Origin of the sequence: Exiguobacterium acetylicum, assembly GCF_022170825.1 — a bacterium.
Taxonomy (GTDB): Bacteria; Bacillota; Bacilli; order Exiguobacteriales; family Exiguobacteriaceae; genus Exiguobacterium_A; species Exiguobacterium_A acetylicum_B.
In genome coordinates, this window is the sequence record NZ_CP081878.1 from 253,599 (window position 1) to 270,758 (window position 17,160).

A 17,160-nucleotide genomic window follows, 5' to 3' on the forward strand; every position below is an offset into this window, starting at 1 on the left:
TATGATGGATTTAGTATACAAGTTATGGAAGCGCTTTCTTTGATTTTTAGATGAGGTGTCGTTTTTGTCCGGTGAAAGGTTGAAAACGGCACCTGAACCACAAAAAAGAAGCGCTCAAATACCAAGCGCTTCTTTCAATAGTTTGACATACGTCCGACTGACCGGAACGTCGATCTGATGAATCTTTAAGTTGTAGGCACCGTTGAACCAAGGTTCGATCGCATCAATCGCTGATAAGTTGACGAGATAAGAGCGATGAACCCGTAAAAATCGATGATCTTGAAGCTTGCGTTCGAGTTCGAGTAAGGTCTCGTTCGAAGGATAGGCGTCATGTTCCGTGACGATTTTCGTCTTTCCGTTCTCAGCGACGATGTAATCAATATCTTGCGGGGACAATAATTTGAGTCGCTCACCGGTTTCGACGGCTAGTCGTTCGATTCGGGGTGCTTTTTTTGGCATCGGACGCGCGACTTTTTCAATCGCACGAACAATTCGTGCCGGATCGTATGGTTTTAAGATGTAATCGTAGGCGTTGAGTTCGAAAGCCTCAAGCGCATGAGCATCGTATGCCGTCACAAACAGGAGAGCTGGTGGACGCGGCATCGACTTCAAGCGTTTAGCGACTTCAAGACCGCTTCCATCCGTTAGTTCGATATCGAGAAAAACTAAATCGGGTTGAAGAGAGCGAACGAGTCGTTCCGCCTCCTCGACACTGCCAGTTTCCCCGACGACTTCAAGACCGGCTGCGGTCACATGATAACGGAGCTCATCACGTGCGAGAGGTTCATCTTCAATCAACAGGGTGCGCATGCTGGACCTCCTTTCTGACTTCGATCGGGAGACGAATCGCGATCGTCGTCCCATTTTGACCGTCACTCGTGATCGTAAACTGTCCTTTTTCACCATATAGACTGCGAATCCGTTCGGCTGTATTAAATAGTGCGGTACCAGTACCTGCGGACGGAACGACTTCTCGACCGAGCCGAGCAAGACGAGAGGCGTCGATTCCGCGTCCGTTATCGACGACTTCGAGGCAAAGGTGATCTGCTTCACACCATGCCGTCACTCCGACATAACCCGTCTGTTCAGAAGAAAAGGCATGAAGGAACGCATTTTCGATCAACGGCTGTAAGATGAACGGTGGAACGAGTAAAGCCGTCGTCTCGTCTGCTAAATCGATATCGAGAAACGGACGGTTCGGAAAGCGAGCTGCTTCAAGAGAAGTATACGCTTCAATGTGCTCGAGTTCCTTTTGGAGCGGAATTTTCGTCGAACGTGCACCTTGTAAGTTACTGCGGAAGAAAGTCGATAATTCGAGCAATAACGTGCGTGCCTGTTCGACATCCGTCCGGCAAAGCGCATAAATCGTATTGATAGCATTAAACAGAAAGTGTGGATGAATCTGCGCTTCAAGTGCGCGGATCTCGGCATCCTTCAGTAAGCCAGCTTGACGCTGTGCATTCCCGAGTGCTAGTTGTGTCGAGAACAATTTCGCTAACCCTTCAATGAGTTCGACTTCGACGGCGTCGAGCAATTCAGCATGAGGATAATAGACTTTCAACGTCCCAATCGTCGTTTTCCCGACAATCAGTGGAGCAATGATTCCTGCTTGGAGTGGACAATCATGTACAGGGCAACCGATATCAAGTCGTTCCGTGACGAGTCGGACTTGTCCGTCCTGCAAGACGTGTTCCGTCGGTTTTGTCGTCCAGTGACTCCCAGCTTGATGGTGGTCGCTCCCGATCCCGATATGGGCCAGGATGACGGAACGATCCGTCAGTGAGACGGCTTCGGCTCGCGTTTGCCGCAACAGAATTTCCGCAACGGCCTCTGCCGTGTGGATATGTAAACCGCGCGTCAGATGCGGCAGCGTCAAATCGGCGATATGCAACGACCGTTCGGCTTCCCGTGCGCGAACCGTTTCTTCTTCTCGGGCGGCGAGACGGATGATTGATAAAAACAACCAGACACCAAGAACGTTGATCAGTGTCATCGGTAAAAAGATGAATTGAACAAGTTCGACAGCCGCATCAAAGGGGCGGGCGAATAGTAAAATCAGTGACATTTCAAACAGCATCAAAAAAGCAGTCAAACAAACGGGCAATAAAGCTTGGCTACCGAGTCGATCACGCCAGTAAGAGCGAAGTAATCCGCTGATACCACCGGCGATGACGGTAGAAAGCGCACAAGCGAACGCTGTGAATCCGCCGAGGGAATAGCGGTGAATTCCGACGATCAGTCCAGTCATCAATCCACCGAGCGGACCAGCGAGTAACCCACTGATGACGACGATCATCGTTCGTGTGTTCGCAATCGCTGATGTCCCATCGACTTCTTCGAGCCAAGCATGGGGCAAGAATTCGGCTAAGTCGACTTTGACCCCTGTATAGTTACTTAAAATACCATAGGTCGCAAAAAATAGGACGAGGACACGAAATTGCCAGCCCGCTTCCGGTTGACGCAGTAGCCGACGTGTCGGTCCCCACTGTGCGAGGATGAACGCTAAGATGATCATGATACCGAGTCGTTCGAGTAAAAAAGGAATCAGTTCCAACATATGCATTCCTCCATTCGAGTTAAGTGTAAACGCTCGCAAAACGGAGAGCAATGCCGGTACACAAAAAAGCCATACCCGCTCAATGAAGAGGGGTACGGCAAACTTACTTATTGTGCGTCTTTATCGAACGTGATGCGTGCGATCGCATCGTGTTGGTGAATCGTTTCTTCGTTACGGCATTCAACGTAGAACGAAGCGATTGGATCCATTTCGTACAAGTCAGCAGCAATCAAGCGAACCATATCTTCTACGAAACGTGGGTTTTCGTATGCCATTTCTGTCACACGCTTTTCATCCGGACGTTTGAGTACTGGGTGAAGTGGCGCTGAGGCATTTGATTCCGCAGCATCAAGCAATGATTGTTTCCAGTCAAAGTCTTCTGCTTCATCACGTAACGATGCTTCCATCGTGACGTAACCACGTTGGTTGTGAGCACTGTATTCACTGATTTCTTTCGAACATGGGCAAAGTGTCGTCACGTTGATCGTCAAGCCGACAGACAATGTTGCTTCATCTGTCTCTGTGTTAACGCTGACTGTTTGCCACACTTCAGCATTCATCAAACCACTGAGTCCCGTTGCGGGTGCTTTACGCGTGAAGAACCATGGGTAGCGGATTGTCAATTGACCTTCCGTTTGTTCCATGCGGTCCGCTAAATCACGCGCGAATTGAATGAGTGATTCATTTGTGACCGTCCAACCTTCGTTGTGGTATTGATCGAGTTGTTCCGTTAAGCGGCTCATATTGATCCCTTTACGGTCTTGTACGAGTGATGTCGACAGTTCAAACGTCGCGACTGTCGCTTGTGTTTTGTCTCCGTCTTGGATGACGACAGGATGTTTGACGTTTGAGATTCCGACAGCATCTAGTGCGAACAGGAAGTTCTTCGGTGTATTTTGCAAGTCGACCATCTTATCTTTTTCAGTCGGTTTTGTTCCTTTAATCGGTGGTACCGAACCGAACAGCTTATGGCGCTCTTCTTTCGTTGGTAACGTAATCGGGTAGGTAGACATATTCATTGGCCCCTTTGTCCTTTTGTAGTGTTTCAATAGTAATAACATGACAGGAATGCTAGAGACGAGCAAGTCTGATGATTCCGCAAATGTGTTTCATCGTTTCATCGCTAGAAGTATTGTCTTGAATTTTATCACGAACATCAAATAAACGAAACTCGCACGACTCAAAAATGACACATTCTATAACTGTATGAATAACTTACTTGCAATCGGGTATATTATCCTATAGTATATGTTCAGGTGAACGTGTAATCATTGTTTTTTTGTCATAGTCAGTAACTAAGTTTTTTATTTTACAGGTAGTTAAAGAAAGGGATGACAGAGATGGATTGGCAGTTACTAATACAGTATGCCTGGGTCGTACTCGTCTTGATCGCGCTTGAAGGATTACTTTCAGCGGATAATGCACTTGTACTCGCGGTCATGGTCAAGCACTTACCAGGAGAACAACAGAAGAAAGCACTTTTTTATGGATTAGCTGGGGCGTTCGTCTTACGATTCGCGGCATTGTTCGCGATTTCGTTCCTCGTCGACATTTGGCAGATCCAAGCACTTGGAGCAGCGTACCTGCTCATCATGGGACTACGGCATATTTATAAGACCGTTAAAGCCAGAAAGCTCGGTGAGAATCACGGGGCTGAAAATGAGCTAGATGAAGAACCAAAGTCAGAAGAGCCTGTTTCAAAAGGGGAATTCTGGCGGACAGTCGCGAAGATTGAATTCGCAGACTTAGCGTTTGCTGTCGATTCGATTCTTGCAGCAGTAGCACTTGCCGTTGCCCTTCCAAACTGGGGATCAGGCGAAATCGGTGGTTTGAACACAGGTCACTTCATCGTCATCTTAACAGGTGGTTTGATGGGGGTCGTCTTGATGCGTTTCGCGGCACGTGTCTTCGTTAAGTTGCTTGCGGATCGCCCAGGTCTTGAGACAGCAGCCTTTGCAATCGTCGCTTGGGTCGGTGTGAAGCTAGCCGTTCTTGCGCTCGAGCACCCGAAATACCACGCATCAATCGAAGGAACAATCTTTGAAGCCTTAAAACTTCCTGAAGGATTTGCCCACAGTACACCATGGCAGGCATTCTTCTGGACAGTCATGGTCGGTCTTGCACTTTGGGGTTGGTTCTCTTCACCAAAAACGAAACCAAATCCAGATGCTGAAAAGAAAGTTGATCAAAACTTATAAGAAATGGAACGATCCGTCGATGACGGGTCGTTTTTTTGTGTTAGATTTTATTGAACATTGGGAATAAAACACAAGGTTAAGTACTTGAGTCGAGCTTTCATCTTTTTCTTTCCGATCGACCGGCATATAATGAATAGACTGAACAAAAAAGGGGATTCGTTAGTATGGATATTGGATTAATTACACAGTATGCGACCGTCGGGCTCGTACTGATCATTTTGCAAGGATTATTATCCGCCGACAATGCGATGGTCATGGCGGTCCTAGTCCGACCGTTACCAGACGATCAGCGCAAAAAAGCACTCTTCTACGGTCTCGTCGGGGCACTCGTCTTACGTTTCGTAGCAATCTTCTTTGCCTCGTACCTAGCGACGATTTGGGAACTACAAGCACTTGGGGCGATTTATCTCTTTTATGTCGCATTTAAAGGAATCGTCGAGGCACGATCGAATAAACATCAAGTGCCAGACACGATTGCATCACAAAAAGCCTCACCGAACTTTTGGTGGACGGTCGTTAAAGTCGAGTTCTCCGATTTAGCGTTCGCGGTTGACTCGACGCTTGCAGCTGTTGCGATGGCAACGACACTACCGATGATCGGGGGAACGATTGGTGGTCTGAATACAGGACAATTCTGGGTCGTCTTCTTCAGTGGAATCATTGGACTCGTCATCATGCGTTACTTCGCAAGCTGGTTCGTCGTCTTGCTACAAAAACGACCAGGTATCGAAGAAGCAGCGTTTTGGCTTGTCGCTTGGGTTGGCGTAAAACTCGTTGTCATGACACTTGCCCATCCGTCAATCGACGTCTTGCCGCATGAGTTTCCAGAGAGTACACTATGGCAAACGATCTTCTGGGTCGTACTTGCCTTGATTTTAATCATTGGTTGGTTCCGCAGTGGGAACAGTTCGACTAAATCAGCACAATAACTAGAACTAGCGGGCAGGAACACTCTGCCCGTTTTTCGTTAGGAGAGATTTTATGCAAAACGGTAATTTCATTCGGATGTTAACACGGATGCAAAATGTTCCACGGTGGGATGAATACGCACCACGTTTTCCGGATAATGCAGCCAGTCACAGTTTTCGCGTCGCTTTATTTAGCTTGATGGCAAGCTATTTAGAAGAAGCTGACGGTCAGGCTCCGGTCGATCGTTTGACGTTGCTCGGAAAAGCATTGTTCCATGATATGAACGAAGTCATCACGGGACCAATCAAACACCGGACGAAAAAAGAGCCGACGTTACACGCGCATATTCAGGCAATGGAACAACAAGCGAGTGAACAGCTCGTCGCCTTGCTCTCGAAATCGCTACAACCAGCGTTTACGACCTACCTCGTTTATGCGGAAGATGATTCGCCAGAAGGGCGAATCGTCGAAGCCATCGATACCTTCGATGCGATGTTGTATGCACGACGGGAAGCACGAATGACAGCCTCAATCTTTTTTGAACGGAAGGCAGCTGAACTGCAGGCAGTTCTCGAACAACACCCACTCGTTTCTGTCCGTCGCTTGACGCAGTCCGTCATGGAAGAAGACGAGATGTCTCATTTCATTGAAAACGTCTTGATGATGGACACGATTCGGCGCTGGAAAGGGCGTTTCAATACGATTGATGATAACGACGCGACACATGCGTTTCGGGCAGCATCGCTTGGTATCTTCAATGGTCTGATTGAATCGGAAAAGTACGGCGTCACGATTGATATCGAAGAAGTCGTCTCTCGTCTACTGTGTCATGATTTGGTCGAAGGAACGACAGGCGATGTCCTCGGACCGGTCAAACATGCGACCCCGATCACGGCAGCTGCTTTTGAAGCATACGAACGGGCAGAGGGAGAGACGTTAATCAATAATTTACCGGAAGACATCCGAGCGGCGTTTCGTCGGTTCGTCGTCGAAGCAAAAGATGAGACGTATGAAGGACAAATGGTGGACGTGATTGATAAACTCGATGCGTTGATCAAGATGAACATGGAACGGAAACTAAATGGTGTCGAGTATGAGACCGGTTATCGCGCGCAACTCAAAAAGGTGCAAATGACATACGAAAACCCATCGGTCGTCTTTTTCCTTGCCTATGTCCTGCATGATTTGGATTACGTGACGTCATGAAGAAAGAAACGATGACTCCACGCCGCCTGACGTTGATCCTGATTCTCGGTTCACTCGCTGCACTTGGACCGCTCTCGATCGACATGTATCTACCTGCTTTTCCGGACATGTCACGCTCGTTTGATGCGAGTGCGTCACTGATCCAACTGAGCTTAACGGCATGTATGCTTGGGATGGCACTCGGGCAGTTGATTGTTGGACCGCTCAGTGATGTTCGCGGACGCAAACGTCCGTTAATGATTGCTCTGCTTGCATATCTGCTCGCTTCTCTCGCTTGTGCCATGGCACCGACGATTGAAGTGTTGATTGCGCTTCGCTTTGTCCAAGGCGCAGCTGGAGCGTCTGGCATCGTCATTTCCCGGGCAATCGTCCGCGACTTGTTTGAAGGACCGGAGTTAACGCGGTTCTTTGCGGCACTGTCACTCGTCAACGGAACGGCACCGATTCTCGCACCGGTCATTGGTGGACAAATCCTTCGGTTTGGCGACTGGCATTTCGTCTTTTATTTGCTCGCGATTTTAAGCACATTGATGTTACTTGCCGTTGCAATGCGTTTACCAGAAACACTCCCACTTGAGAGACGTGTCGAAGGCAATTTGACGACGACGTTGAAAACCTTCGGACGTTTGTTGACGGACCGTATTTTCATCGGCTATGCGTTCGCGCAAGCATTCGTCATGGGCGCAATGTTTGCCTATATCTCCGGTTCACCATTCGTCTTACAAAATATTTATGGTGCTTCACCGCAACAGTTCAGTTTTTTGTTTGGCTTAAACGGAATCGGAATCATCTTAGCGGCCCAAATCGCTGGTCGTCTTGCTGGTCGTGTTGATTCAGAACGGCTGATGCGGATCAGTTTGACGATTGTGGCAAGTGCAAGCATCTTGTTATTCCTTGCCTTAACGTTAACGGATCAACTAATCTTCGTCATGATTCCACTGTTCTTCGTCGTCTCAAGTGTCGGTTTGATCTCAACGCTCGGTTTCACTTTAGCGATGCAAAACTATGGATCAACGGCTGGGAGTGCCTCGGCACTTCTCGGACTGTTACCGATGCTCATCGGCTCACTTGTCTCGCCACTCGTTGGGATCATGGGGGAGCAATCGGCTATTCCGATGGGGCTGATCATCATGACACTCGATTGTCTGGCGCTCGTTCTCTATTACGGTCTGATCGTTCGTCGACCAAATCGTTTATAAATGTTGGTTATTCAAAAACGTTTGTCCTATGTATGGGACGAACGTTTTTTTCTTTAATGAAAGGAAAATAAATGGAATTCATTTTGAAACATTTTCTAGGTTTTTTTCGTAAAAGAGAAAGAAAGTCAGTACTTCAGAAAGGAGTGGAGCGATGAAACAGGAGTTGCAGCGTGAACGAGAACCGTCGATTGAGGCAAGGTTAGCCCGTCATTTTGCCGCACAGAAAAAATACTTACGCCGTCAAGAAGAGGCAATCGATCAACGAGACAAAGAATTGGCTCGTTTATTGTTTGAGGAAAACCGGACTGCTTATCAAAGGGCTTACCACGAGCTGTATGGCTCACATCCTTACATCGAGGTGAACAAAGATGGACGTTAGTACACTTTATTTATATGCGTTAGCGGCTGCTGCTTGTGGTGTGTTTGTGTCCATCCTATTCTCAGACGTCATTCCAGGCGTCGATCAAATCTTTCATCCCACGTTGATCTTATCTTTCATCATCATTACATCCGCAATCGGCTTCGGACTCGAACAGCTCAGTCCGCTTGGTTCGATTTTGATTTTGATAATCAGCAGTGTCATCGCGTTATTAGTGACGACGCTAATGCATATCTTTTTGTTCGTTCCAATGGCACAAGCGGAACAGTCGCTTGGTTTTTCAGAACAGACGCTAGAAGGACGTAGCGCAACCGTCATCGTGCCGATCCCGACTGAAGGGTATGGCGAGATCTTACTCGATGATGTGTCAGGGCGCGTATCAAAGTCAGCCGTTCTATTTGAAGGACCAGCTTTACCGCAAGGCACGAAGGTGCTCGTCATCGAGATTAAACAAGGCGTCGCCTCTGTTGTGACGTATCCCCATCAATGGAAAAAGGAGATGTTTTTATGAATCCAGTGTTAATCGTATCGATCGTCGCGGTCGCGTTGATCGTTGCTTTGATTGTCCTATTCATTACGAAGTATCGGACGGTTGGTCCGGAAGAAGCATTAATCGTATCCGGGAGTTATCTCGGAGGGCGCAACGTGAATACGGATGAGTCCGGCAACCGAGTGAAGATCATTCGCGGAGGCGGAACGTTCGTACTGCCTGTCTTCCAACAGGCAACACCACTGAGTTTGTTATCGAGTAAACTCGAAGTCACGACACCAGAAGTGTATACGGAGCAAGGTGTACCGGTCATGGCAGACGGAACAGCAATCATTAAAATCGGTAGCTCGATTTCTGAAATTGCGACGGCAGCGGAGCAGTTCCTCGGAAAATCAAAAGAAGAGCGCGAAGGAGAAGCCCGTGAGGTTCTCGAAGGTCACTTGCGTTCGATTCTTGGCTCGATGACCGTCGAAGAAATCTATAAGAACCGAGATAAGTTCTCGCAAGAAGTTCAGCGAGTCGCGTCACAAGACCTTGCGAAGATGGGTCTCGTCATCGTGTCGTTTACGATCAAAGATGTGCGTGACAAGAACGGATACTTAGAATCACTCGGGAAACCACGGATTGCTCAGGTTCGCCGTGATGCCGATATCGCAACGGCAGACGCGGAAAAAGAGACACGCATCAAACGAGCAGAAGCTTCAAAGGATGCGAAAAAAGCAGAACTCGAACGTGCAACGGAAATCGCTGAAGCGGAAAAAGAAAATCAGTTGAAGATGGCAGATTACCGTCGCGAGCAAGATATCGCGAAGGCGAAAGCCGACCAAGCGTATGATCTCGAGAATGCACGTGCGCAACAAGAAGTCACAGAGCAACAGATGCAAATCAAAATCATCGAGCGTCAAAAACAAATCGAACTCGAAGAACGCGAAATTCTGCGTCGTGAGAAACAATACGATGCGGAAGTCAAAAAACGTGCCGATGCGGATCGTTACTCGATTGAACAGGCAGCTCAAGCGGACCGTGCGAAGCAATATGCGGAAGCAGACGCAACGAAATACCGGATTGAAGCATCAGCAAAAGCAGATGCAGAACGAATTCGTCTCGATGGTCTCGCGAAAGCGGACGCCGAACGGGCACAAGGGGAAACAGAAGCCGATATCATTCGCTTGAAAGGTCTTGCTGAAGCAGAAGCGAAAGAAAAAATCGCGCAGGCGTTCGAACAATTCGGACAAGCCGCGATCCTTGATATGGTCATTCGGATGATGCCTGAATACGCGAAAGAGATTGCAGCACCACTCGGTAACATCGATAAGATCACAGTCGTCGATACAGGTAGCGGTGAAGGTGGTGGCGCGAACCGGGTCACAGGTTACGCAACGGATTTGATGGCGTCACTGCAAGAGACGTTAAAAGCGTCGTCAGGACTCGATGTCAAAGAGCTGATCGAGAACTTCTCCGGTAAAGGAACAGCAAAACCATTGACGGTCAATCTAAATTCACATGATGCAGTGGCAGCGTCGAAAACTGAAGACTAATATGCAAAGTCGTGTCTTATTGATCGCGTTTGCGCTCCTTCTTTTTCATATCGCTTGGCCGCTTCCGTGGTATGCACTGGCAGTACTAGGTGGCGTCATTGGCATCATCAAGGGATACACAACGGATGAAGGAATCGTCAATATATTTAATGTGAAAAAAGTGTCCTATTCGCTACAGGATCGACAGACACGTCAGGAAGCCGTTCTTGCTCTGATGTGTAGCCTGTTGACAGTTGATTTCCCGTATTGGTATGCCGGTGTGACAACAGGAATAGGATGGCGTGACGTCGGATACGTTGGATTTGAAGTAATATCGACGCTTCTGTTCGCTTACTTCTTATTCCGTTTCCTATGTCTGAATCTTTTCCGACCGTTCTCGGTACCGGAAAGAAGGGAGCAGAAAGATGGATAGTATCGTATTACTACTGCAAGAGCGCTGGATTCTGTTGCTGCCGTTCCTCGTCGTGTTCTTGATCAACGTTGGGTTATTGACTGCCCTTCTTAAGAAACGACGTGATTTGCCGAAGATGTTAGTCTTTGGAATGGGAGGGATGGCGAGCGTGTTCATCGTCTTTTCGCTCGTCTTAAGTGTCTCACTACTGTTCTTCGGATATAACTCATAATCACAAAAAACGGGGCAGGCTCTAAACAGAGTCCGTCCCGTTTTAAATAAAGTAAGAATGAATGCCATTAACGTGGAAGATCGTATCCAATGACGACAAGTCCTGGTCCAGTGTGTGAACCAATGGCTGCACCGGCGATCGTCAAGATGACTTCGCTTGGTGAGAAATGTGCCTCAATCAATTGTTTTAACTGTTCTGCTCGTTCGATCGAATCCCCGTGACCAATCATGATCCGGTGTCCATCAATCGCTGGACGCGCTTCCTCCATCCACTCGACGATCCGGTTCATGACCTTTTTCTGACCTCGGATTTTTTCTTTTGGGATCAATTTCCCGTCTTCGACTGTCAACAGTGGCAAAATCGATAGGAGACCACCGATGAAGGCACTGGCACGAGAAACACGCCCGCCACGCATCAAGTATTCCAGTGATTCTACCGTGAAAAGATGACGAACCGTGTTGACCTTCGCTTCAGCATAAGCCGCTGTTTCTTCAAACGAATGCGTCTGTGCATACTCTGCGACATCGAGAACGAATAGTCCTTGTCCCGTTGAAGCTGTTTTCGTATCGAGTACGAGATAAGGCACGTTCGGATATTTTTCCGCGAGTTCATCTACGAGCATCTTCGCGGTTTGGTACGTTCCAGATAATTCGCTCGAGAAGGCGAGATAGAGGAAAGGATCACCTTGTTCGAAGTGACGCGTGAACACCTCGACCATCCGGCTGACTTCTACTTGAAATGTCTTCGGTGCTGCACCGTCACGCATCTTATCATACAGTTGTTTCGGAGATATCGATTCTCCATCGAAGAACGTGTCTTCGTCGATCAATACGCCGAACGGCATGACCGTAAAATCATAAGCATCTAACATGTCTTTTGGTGCATCAGCACCACTGTCTGTGATCAATCGGATCATCACGTTCTCTCCTTTCTTAACCTAGGGCTTTTTCGTTTCGATCAAGCATTCGACTCAAATTGACACCGAACCGCTCGTTCTCGAGTTCCGTCAAAGTCGCTGGTGTCAAATCAGCGCCGAGCGCAAGTAACGCTTCATACGCACGACGTAAGCAGTCCTCGACCGTCAATGAGGTACCGAGTAATTCTTCAAGCGAAGCCATCGTTTCTGGAACAATAGTTGGATAGACGAATTTCGTCGTCTCACCTTGAAGCGCTGCCGCGTAAAAGTCACGGACTAAAGCGGCACGTTGACTTCCACTTCCGTTAACACAGAGGTAGATTTGAACAGCAACGCCACCGCGGACACGGCGTTGCGAGATACCAGCGAACTTTTTACCGGCGATCGACAGGTCGTAAGAACCAGGACAGTATGAACCGACGACTTCACCGGCGACGATTGCATCTGTTTCCTGCGCGAACATGTGACGAACGAGTGCAAGCATCGCTTCGTAACCACTGTCGATATCGATCCCACCGCGTTCCGGTAAGACGAGCGAAATATTCAAGACACCAGCGTCAAGGACGACAGCAAGACCACCTGAGTTGCGGACGACGGGCGAGAAACCATGTTCGTTCAAAACGGCTACACCGTCAGCAAGATGAGGAAGACGGGCATCCTGGATGCCGAGGACGACGGTTTCGTGGTGAATCCAAGAGCGGAGTGCGGCTCCTTCTGTTGCAACGGAAGCACATAATGTGTCGTCCATCGCAAATGATTGTGTCGCATGGAAAGCAGTTCCGAGTGACGTTTGATCAAAAATACGATAATGTTCTTGTTTTAAGAGTTCGATTCCCATAGGCTCGTTCCTTTATTGTAGATTTGCGACATCATTATAGCACAGGGTGTGTAAAGTTTCTGTGCGAAGCGCCGCGCGAGACAGGAATCCTTGGAAACAAAACCGAACAACAACGACATAGACACGATTTAAAGGAGAGAAACATATGTATCAATCATTAGGGCAATTAAAGGAAACGAAGGTCTTCAAAGATCCGGTTCATCGCTATATCTATGTCAGTGATCAGTTGATTTGGCAATTGATTGGTACACGTGAATTTCAGCGACTGCGCCGAATCAAGCAACTGGGAACATCTTTTTTGACGTTTCATGGGGCGGAACACACACGGTTCCATCACTCACTTGGTGTCTATGAAATCACGCGGCAACTGATTGACGTCTTTAACGGTCGCGCCGACTGGGATGATCAATACCGGGAGTTGACGCTCGCTGCAGCACTACTGCACGATGTCGGACACGGACCGTTTTCGCATGCGTTCGAAAATGTCTTTGGTGTCAATCACGAGACGTGGACGGAGCGAATCATCCTTGGAGATACGGAAATCAAGAAAGTGCTCGATCAAGTCGGAGACGGGTTTGCAGAAGAAGTCGCCTCAATCATTAATAAAACGCATCCGAATCAACTGCTCGTCACGATGATCAGCTCCCAACTCGACGTCGACCGGATGGACTACTTGTTGCGCGATGCGCATTTTGCCGGTGTCAGCTACGGGAAATTCGATCTCGAGCGGATGTTACGTGTGTTGCGCCCGGCACCGAATCAGATGGTCGTCAAACAGTCGGGAATGCATTCGATTGAAGACTATATCATGCGTCGGTATCAAATGTATTGGCAAGTCTACCTGCACCCGGTGACACGATCAAGTGATTACCTATTAAAAGCGATTCTCGAACGAGCGCAGGAGCTGTACCTGTCCGATTATCCGTTTGCGATTGCACCGATCCATTTGATGCCGTTATTTGATCAGAACATGGAGTTGCGCGATTTCCTTGGGCTCGATGAGACAATCGTCTACTTTTATTTTCAGCAGTGGGCAAATGAACAAGATCCAATTCTTTCTGATTTGTCTGGGCGATTCGTTGACCGGAAGTTGTTTAAGTATGTCGATTATCCGGCTGAAAAACGTGAACTCGTCCATGAAAAATTATGCGAGCTGTTTGAAGCGATTGGTCTGAATCCGGCGTATTATTTACTTGAAGATAAACTCAGTCGTCTTCCTTATGATTTATACGGAGATAACGGTGAAATCAGCAAACAACCGATCATGTTACAGATGAAGGATGGGCAGATGAAAGAAATTTCGCAAGTTTCGCCACTCGTTCAAGCAATCGCCACGTCACGCCAGACCGATGAGAAGTTGTTCTTCCCACAAGAGATTTTGCACGACTTGCGCGAACATGCGAATGAGAAGATGCAAATCGACCAGTTATTGATTGGTAGCGTGACGTCATGATGTCATCCGCTGTACTTGCAAAAATCTTACGAAAACTTGGTCAGGAGGGAGGAGAGGTCGAAGTCTTAAAAGGCGCGACTTCCTCCCTCATTTTGCGAGTCGGTGAGGGGATTCTTCGCATCCATACGAATCAAGATTGGCTACGGGAAGAACCTGATCTCGTCTTGCATGAAGCATTTGCGTTACAAGCAGCAGGAGACTTAGCACCAAATGTGTTGGACTATCAAACCGATGTTAGAGACGAAGTCCCGCCGTGGTTATATATGACACGTTCACCTGGAGAAATTCGGATTGATCAGGTGGATGAGCAATATGTCGATCGACTGGCACAAATGCTTGCTGCGATCCATGCGCTACCGGTACCAGAATCTAGGTATGTCTATCAGCCTTATGCGACAGAGCGTCACGTTCCGACGTGGACGCAGCATCCGGAGAGATGGCGTCAGCTACTGGCGGTCGAACCGGACGAAAGTCAAACGATCCGATTCATTCATCGGGATTTTCATCCGGTCAATGTGTTATACGAAATGAATGGAACGTGCCATACGATTGATTGGATTAATGCGTGTGTAGGTCCCATTGAAGTCGATCTTGCCCATTGTCGTTTGAATCTTGCCTTACTCGAATCCGTCGAGATGGCGGATCATTTTTTAAAAAGTTACCTGAAACAGACGAACCGCTTATACGATCACGCGTGGGATATTCGAGCTGTTTTTGATTTTGGACCTGAAACAATTGACGTCTATTCAGGGTGGAAAGCATATGGAAGGCAAAACCTTAGTCAGGACAATGTTCGGGAACGCTTGGAAAAGTTTGTCTTGAAAGTCTATGAAAATAACGAAAGCGGTTACTAAATGAACTTTTCCTCTTGTAGTTCTTCGAAATATTGATTATTCTATTACTTGGAAAGAGATTAAACGTCAGACATCGTACGAATGTACAACTGATAAACAACTAATAGATAGAGGGGTACTTCATGAAATATCTTATCGCACTACTCGGACTGGCTATCGTTTTCGGCTTGGCACTCCTTGTCAGCAGCAACCGTAAAGGCATCAAATTGAAACCGCTTGCGGTCATGCTAGTTCTTCAGCTCGTACTTGGGTTCATTTTACTCAATACATCGTTCGGATATATCGTCATTCGTGGCGTCGCGAAAGTCTTTGAAAAACTGCTTAGTTATGCGGCAATCGGGATTGATTTTGTCTTCGGTGGTTTAGCAAACGAAGGTGCACAACCGTTCTTCATCAATGTCTTGCTACCGATCGTCTTCATCTCTGCTTTGATCGGGATTCTTCAGTTCACGAAAATCCTTCCGCTCTTGATGCGCGGTATCGGTTTTGTTCTATCGAAAGTCAATGGTATGGGACGTCTTGAGTCTTATAACGCGGTTGCTTCAGCTGCGATCGGACAATCAGAAGTATTCATCACAGTCAAAAAACAAATTGGTCAATTACCAGCAAACCGTCTCTACACATTGTGTGCATCAGCGATGTCGACCGTTTCGATGTCGATCGTCGGTGCGTACATGACGATGGTAGAACCGAAATATGTCGTTACAGCAATCGTCTTGAACTTGTTCGGTGGTTTCATGATCGTCTCGATCATCAACCCGTACACGGTTGATCCGGAAGAAGATATTCTTGAAATTGTCGAAGAAAAACAAACGTTCTTCGAAATGCTCGGCGAATACATCATGGATGGATTCAAAGTCGCAATCATCGTTGGTGCGATGTTGATCGGTTACAATGCCTTGATCGGTATGGTCAACGATATCTTCTTGATGGTTCTAGGTATCTCATTCCAAGAAATTCTCGGATACATCTTTGCGCCGTTTGCCTTCATCATGGGTATTCCATGGGCGGAAGCTGTCAGCGCAGGTAGTGTCATGGCAACGAAATTGATCACGAACGAGTTTGTTGCGATGTTGAGCCTTCCAGAGTACTCGAAAGAGTTCTCAGAGCGTACTCTCGGAATCGTATCTGTCTTCTTGATCTCGTTCGCGAACTTCTCGTCAATCGGAATCATCGCTGGTGCGGTTAAAGGATTGAACGATCGCCAAGGAAGTGTCGCGGCTAGTTTCGGTCTGAAGTTACTCTACGGCGCAACACTCGTTAGTGTCCTGACGGCAATCGTCGTCAGCATCTTGCTGTAATCGTTACACATGTGAAAGAGCAATGGATCAGCGATCCATTGCTCTTTTTGTCTATCATTTCGTTGATCCATGCGAAGCAATCCCAACGCGGACCCGATGATGAGTTCCGTCACGAAAGACGTCAAAGGCAAACTGGGCGACGTTTTCTCTTGGGATTGGTCCCGTCGGTGCAGTGAAACGTGTCGTTTCAATCAATAGGTCGTCAGCAGGTAGTGCGTTGTCTTCAGTCAGTTGCGTCGGGCAGATGACAGTGAAGTCGACGTCTGCATCCTTTAAGGTCAAATAAGCTTTCAAGTGATCTTCTGCTGCAACTGTCGAACGTCGACGTGATTCACTCGATTGGAAACGATATTTCCCAGGTTCTTCTGACGCATCGAGAATACCCGCTGTACCAATGAAGATGATCCGCTCGATGCCTGATTCCTTCATCTTCGTGACGAGATGCGGAATCGCTGTCGAGAGCACTTGCTGTTGATCGGTTCCGAGACAACTAAAGACAGCCGTACTTCCTGCGAGTGCCTGTTCGAGGTCTTCGGGACTCGTTGCATCTCCTGTTAGGATGTGAAGTCGGTCATGAACCGGTAAGTCCGGAGACGTAGAGCGGACGAGTGCGCGAACATCATAGCCGTTTTCAAGTAAACGATCGATTAAAGGACGACCTGTTCGACCAGTCGCACCGAGTACAGTAACAGTAGTCAT

Annotated in this window: 18 protein-coding genes; 12 read left to right on the forward strand and 6 right to left on the reverse strand. The window is 47.8% G+C overall.

Going from position 1 to position 17,160, the window contains the following annotated elements:
- Positions 1-114 precede the first annotated feature (114 nt).
- From K6T22_RS01420 to folE2, 3 genes are all read right to left on the reverse strand, one after another.
- Positions 115-810, reverse strand: coding sequence for a LytR/AlgR family response regulator transcription factor (locus K6T22_RS01420; RefSeq protein WP_238238517.1), 696 nt, complete (start codon positions 808-810; stop codon positions 115-117).
- Positions 791-2,557 carry a LytS/YhcK type 5TM receptor domain-containing protein gene (locus tag K6T22_RS01425; protein WP_238238518.1) on the reverse strand — a complete coding sequence of 589 codons (1,767 nt, stop codon included), beginning with the start codon at positions 2,555-2,557 and terminating at the stop codon, positions 791-793. Before K6T22_RS01425 ends, K6T22_RS01420 begins: the two co-directional genes overlap by 20 nt.
- A 107-nt stretch (positions 2,558-2,664) precedes the next feature.
- Positions 2,665-3,570, reverse strand: coding sequence for a GTP cyclohydrolase FolE2 (gene folE2 / locus K6T22_RS01430; protein ID WP_023466774.1), 906 nt, complete (start codon positions 3,568-3,570; stop codon positions 2,665-2,667).
- A 327-nt stretch (positions 3,571-3,897) separates the two neighbouring features.
- Between folE2 and K6T22_RS01435 the strand changes: the two genes are divergently transcribed.
- The 9 genes from K6T22_RS01435 to K6T22_RS01475 all read left to right on the forward strand — a co-directional run bounded on the left by K6T22_RS01435 (position 3,898) and on the right by K6T22_RS01475 (position 11,099).
- Entirely contained in the window at positions 3,898-4,755 is an 858-nt protein-coding gene (locus K6T22_RS01435; protein WP_238238519.1) for a TerC family protein, read from the forward strand.
- Positions 4,756-4,919: 164 nt separating this feature from the next.
- Positions 4,920-5,684: a TerC family protein gene (locus K6T22_RS01440; RefSeq protein WP_053452435.1), complete on the forward strand. Its 765-nt coding sequence runs from the start codon at positions 4,920-4,922 to the stop codon at positions 5,682-5,684.
- A 52-nt stretch (positions 5,685-5,736) separates the two neighbouring features.
- Entirely contained in the window at positions 5,737-6,870 is a 1,134-nt protein-coding gene (locus K6T22_RS01445; RefSeq protein ID WP_238238520.1) for a YfbR-like 5'-deoxynucleotidase, read from the forward strand.
- Positions 6,867-8,069 carry a Bcr/CflA family multidrug efflux MFS transporter gene (locus K6T22_RS01450; RefSeq protein WP_238238522.1) on the forward strand — a complete coding sequence of 401 codons (1,203 nt, stop codon included), beginning with the start codon at positions 6,867-6,869 and terminating at the stop codon, positions 8,067-8,069. Before K6T22_RS01445 ends, K6T22_RS01450 begins: the two co-directional genes overlap by 4 nt.
- Before the next feature lie 151 nt (positions 8,070-8,220).
- Positions 8,221-8,448, forward strand: a complete 228-nt coding sequence (locus K6T22_RS01455) for a hypothetical protein (protein WP_214729663.1) — start codon at positions 8,221-8,223, stop codon at positions 8,446-8,448.
- Entirely contained in the window at positions 8,438-8,959 is a 522-nt protein-coding gene (locus K6T22_RS01460) for an NfeD family membrane protein (RefSeq protein ID WP_238238523.1), read from the forward strand. Before K6T22_RS01455 ends, K6T22_RS01460 begins: the two co-directional genes overlap by 11 nt.
- Positions 8,956-10,476 (forward strand): flotillin lipid rafts scaffold protein FloT, encoded by a 1,521-nt coding sequence (locus K6T22_RS01465; protein WP_029343201.1) that lies wholly within the window; start codon positions 8,956-8,958, stop codon positions 10,474-10,476. Before K6T22_RS01460 ends, K6T22_RS01465 begins: the two co-directional genes overlap by 4 nt.
- Position 10,477: 1 nt before the next feature.
- Entirely contained in the window at positions 10,478-10,888 is a 411-nt protein-coding gene (locus K6T22_RS01470; RefSeq protein ID WP_238238524.1) for a hypothetical protein, read from the forward strand.
- Positions 10,881-11,099, forward strand: a complete 219-nt coding sequence (locus K6T22_RS01475) for a hypothetical protein (protein ID WP_238238525.1) — start codon at positions 10,881-10,883, stop codon at positions 11,097-11,099. The genes K6T22_RS01470 and K6T22_RS01475 overlap by 8 nt, the downstream gene beginning before the upstream one ends.
- 67 nt (positions 11,100-11,166) lie before the next feature.
- Here K6T22_RS01475 and K6T22_RS01480 read toward each other — a convergent pair whose 3' ends face one another.
- Positions 11,167-12,015 (reverse strand): DegV family protein, encoded by an 849-nt coding sequence (locus K6T22_RS01480; protein ID WP_238238526.1) that lies wholly within the window; start codon positions 12,013-12,015, stop codon positions 11,167-11,169.
- Positions 12,016-12,031: 16 nt separating this feature from the next.
- The gene (locus K6T22_RS01485) at positions 12,032-12,853 is read right to left on the reverse strand and encodes an octanoyl-[GcvH]:protein N-octanoyltransferase (protein WP_238238527.1); all 822 of its coding nucleotides are present in this window, start codon (positions 12,851-12,853) and stop codon (positions 12,032-12,034) included.
- Between the two features lie 145 nt (positions 12,854-12,998).
- Between K6T22_RS01485 and K6T22_RS01490 the strand changes: the two genes are divergently transcribed.
- The 3 genes from K6T22_RS01490 to K6T22_RS01500 all read left to right on the forward strand — a co-directional run bounded on the left by K6T22_RS01490 (position 12,999) and on the right by K6T22_RS01500 (position 16,461).
- On the forward strand, positions 12,999-14,306 hold the full coding sequence (locus K6T22_RS01490; RefSeq protein ID WP_238238528.1) for an HD domain-containing protein: 1,308 nt from the start codon (positions 12,999-13,001) through the stop codon (positions 14,304-14,306).
- Positions 14,303-15,160, forward strand: a complete 858-nt coding sequence (locus K6T22_RS01495; RefSeq protein WP_238238529.1) for a phosphotransferase family protein — start codon at positions 14,303-14,305, stop codon at positions 15,158-15,160. Before K6T22_RS01490 ends, K6T22_RS01495 begins: the two co-directional genes overlap by 4 nt.
- Before the next feature lie 122 nt (positions 15,161-15,282).
- Complete coding sequence (locus K6T22_RS01500; RefSeq protein WP_238238530.1) at positions 15,283-16,461, forward strand: NupC/NupG family nucleoside CNT transporter; 1,179 nt, start codon at positions 15,283-15,285, stop codon at positions 16,459-16,461.
- A 54-nt stretch (positions 16,462-16,515) separates the two neighbouring features.
- Here the strand turns inward: K6T22_RS01500 and K6T22_RS01505 are convergent, their stop codons facing one another.
- Positions 16,516-17,160: an NAD(P)-dependent oxidoreductase gene (locus tag K6T22_RS01505; RefSeq protein WP_238238531.1), complete on the reverse strand. Its 645-nt coding sequence runs from the start codon at positions 17,158-17,160 to the stop codon at positions 16,516-16,518.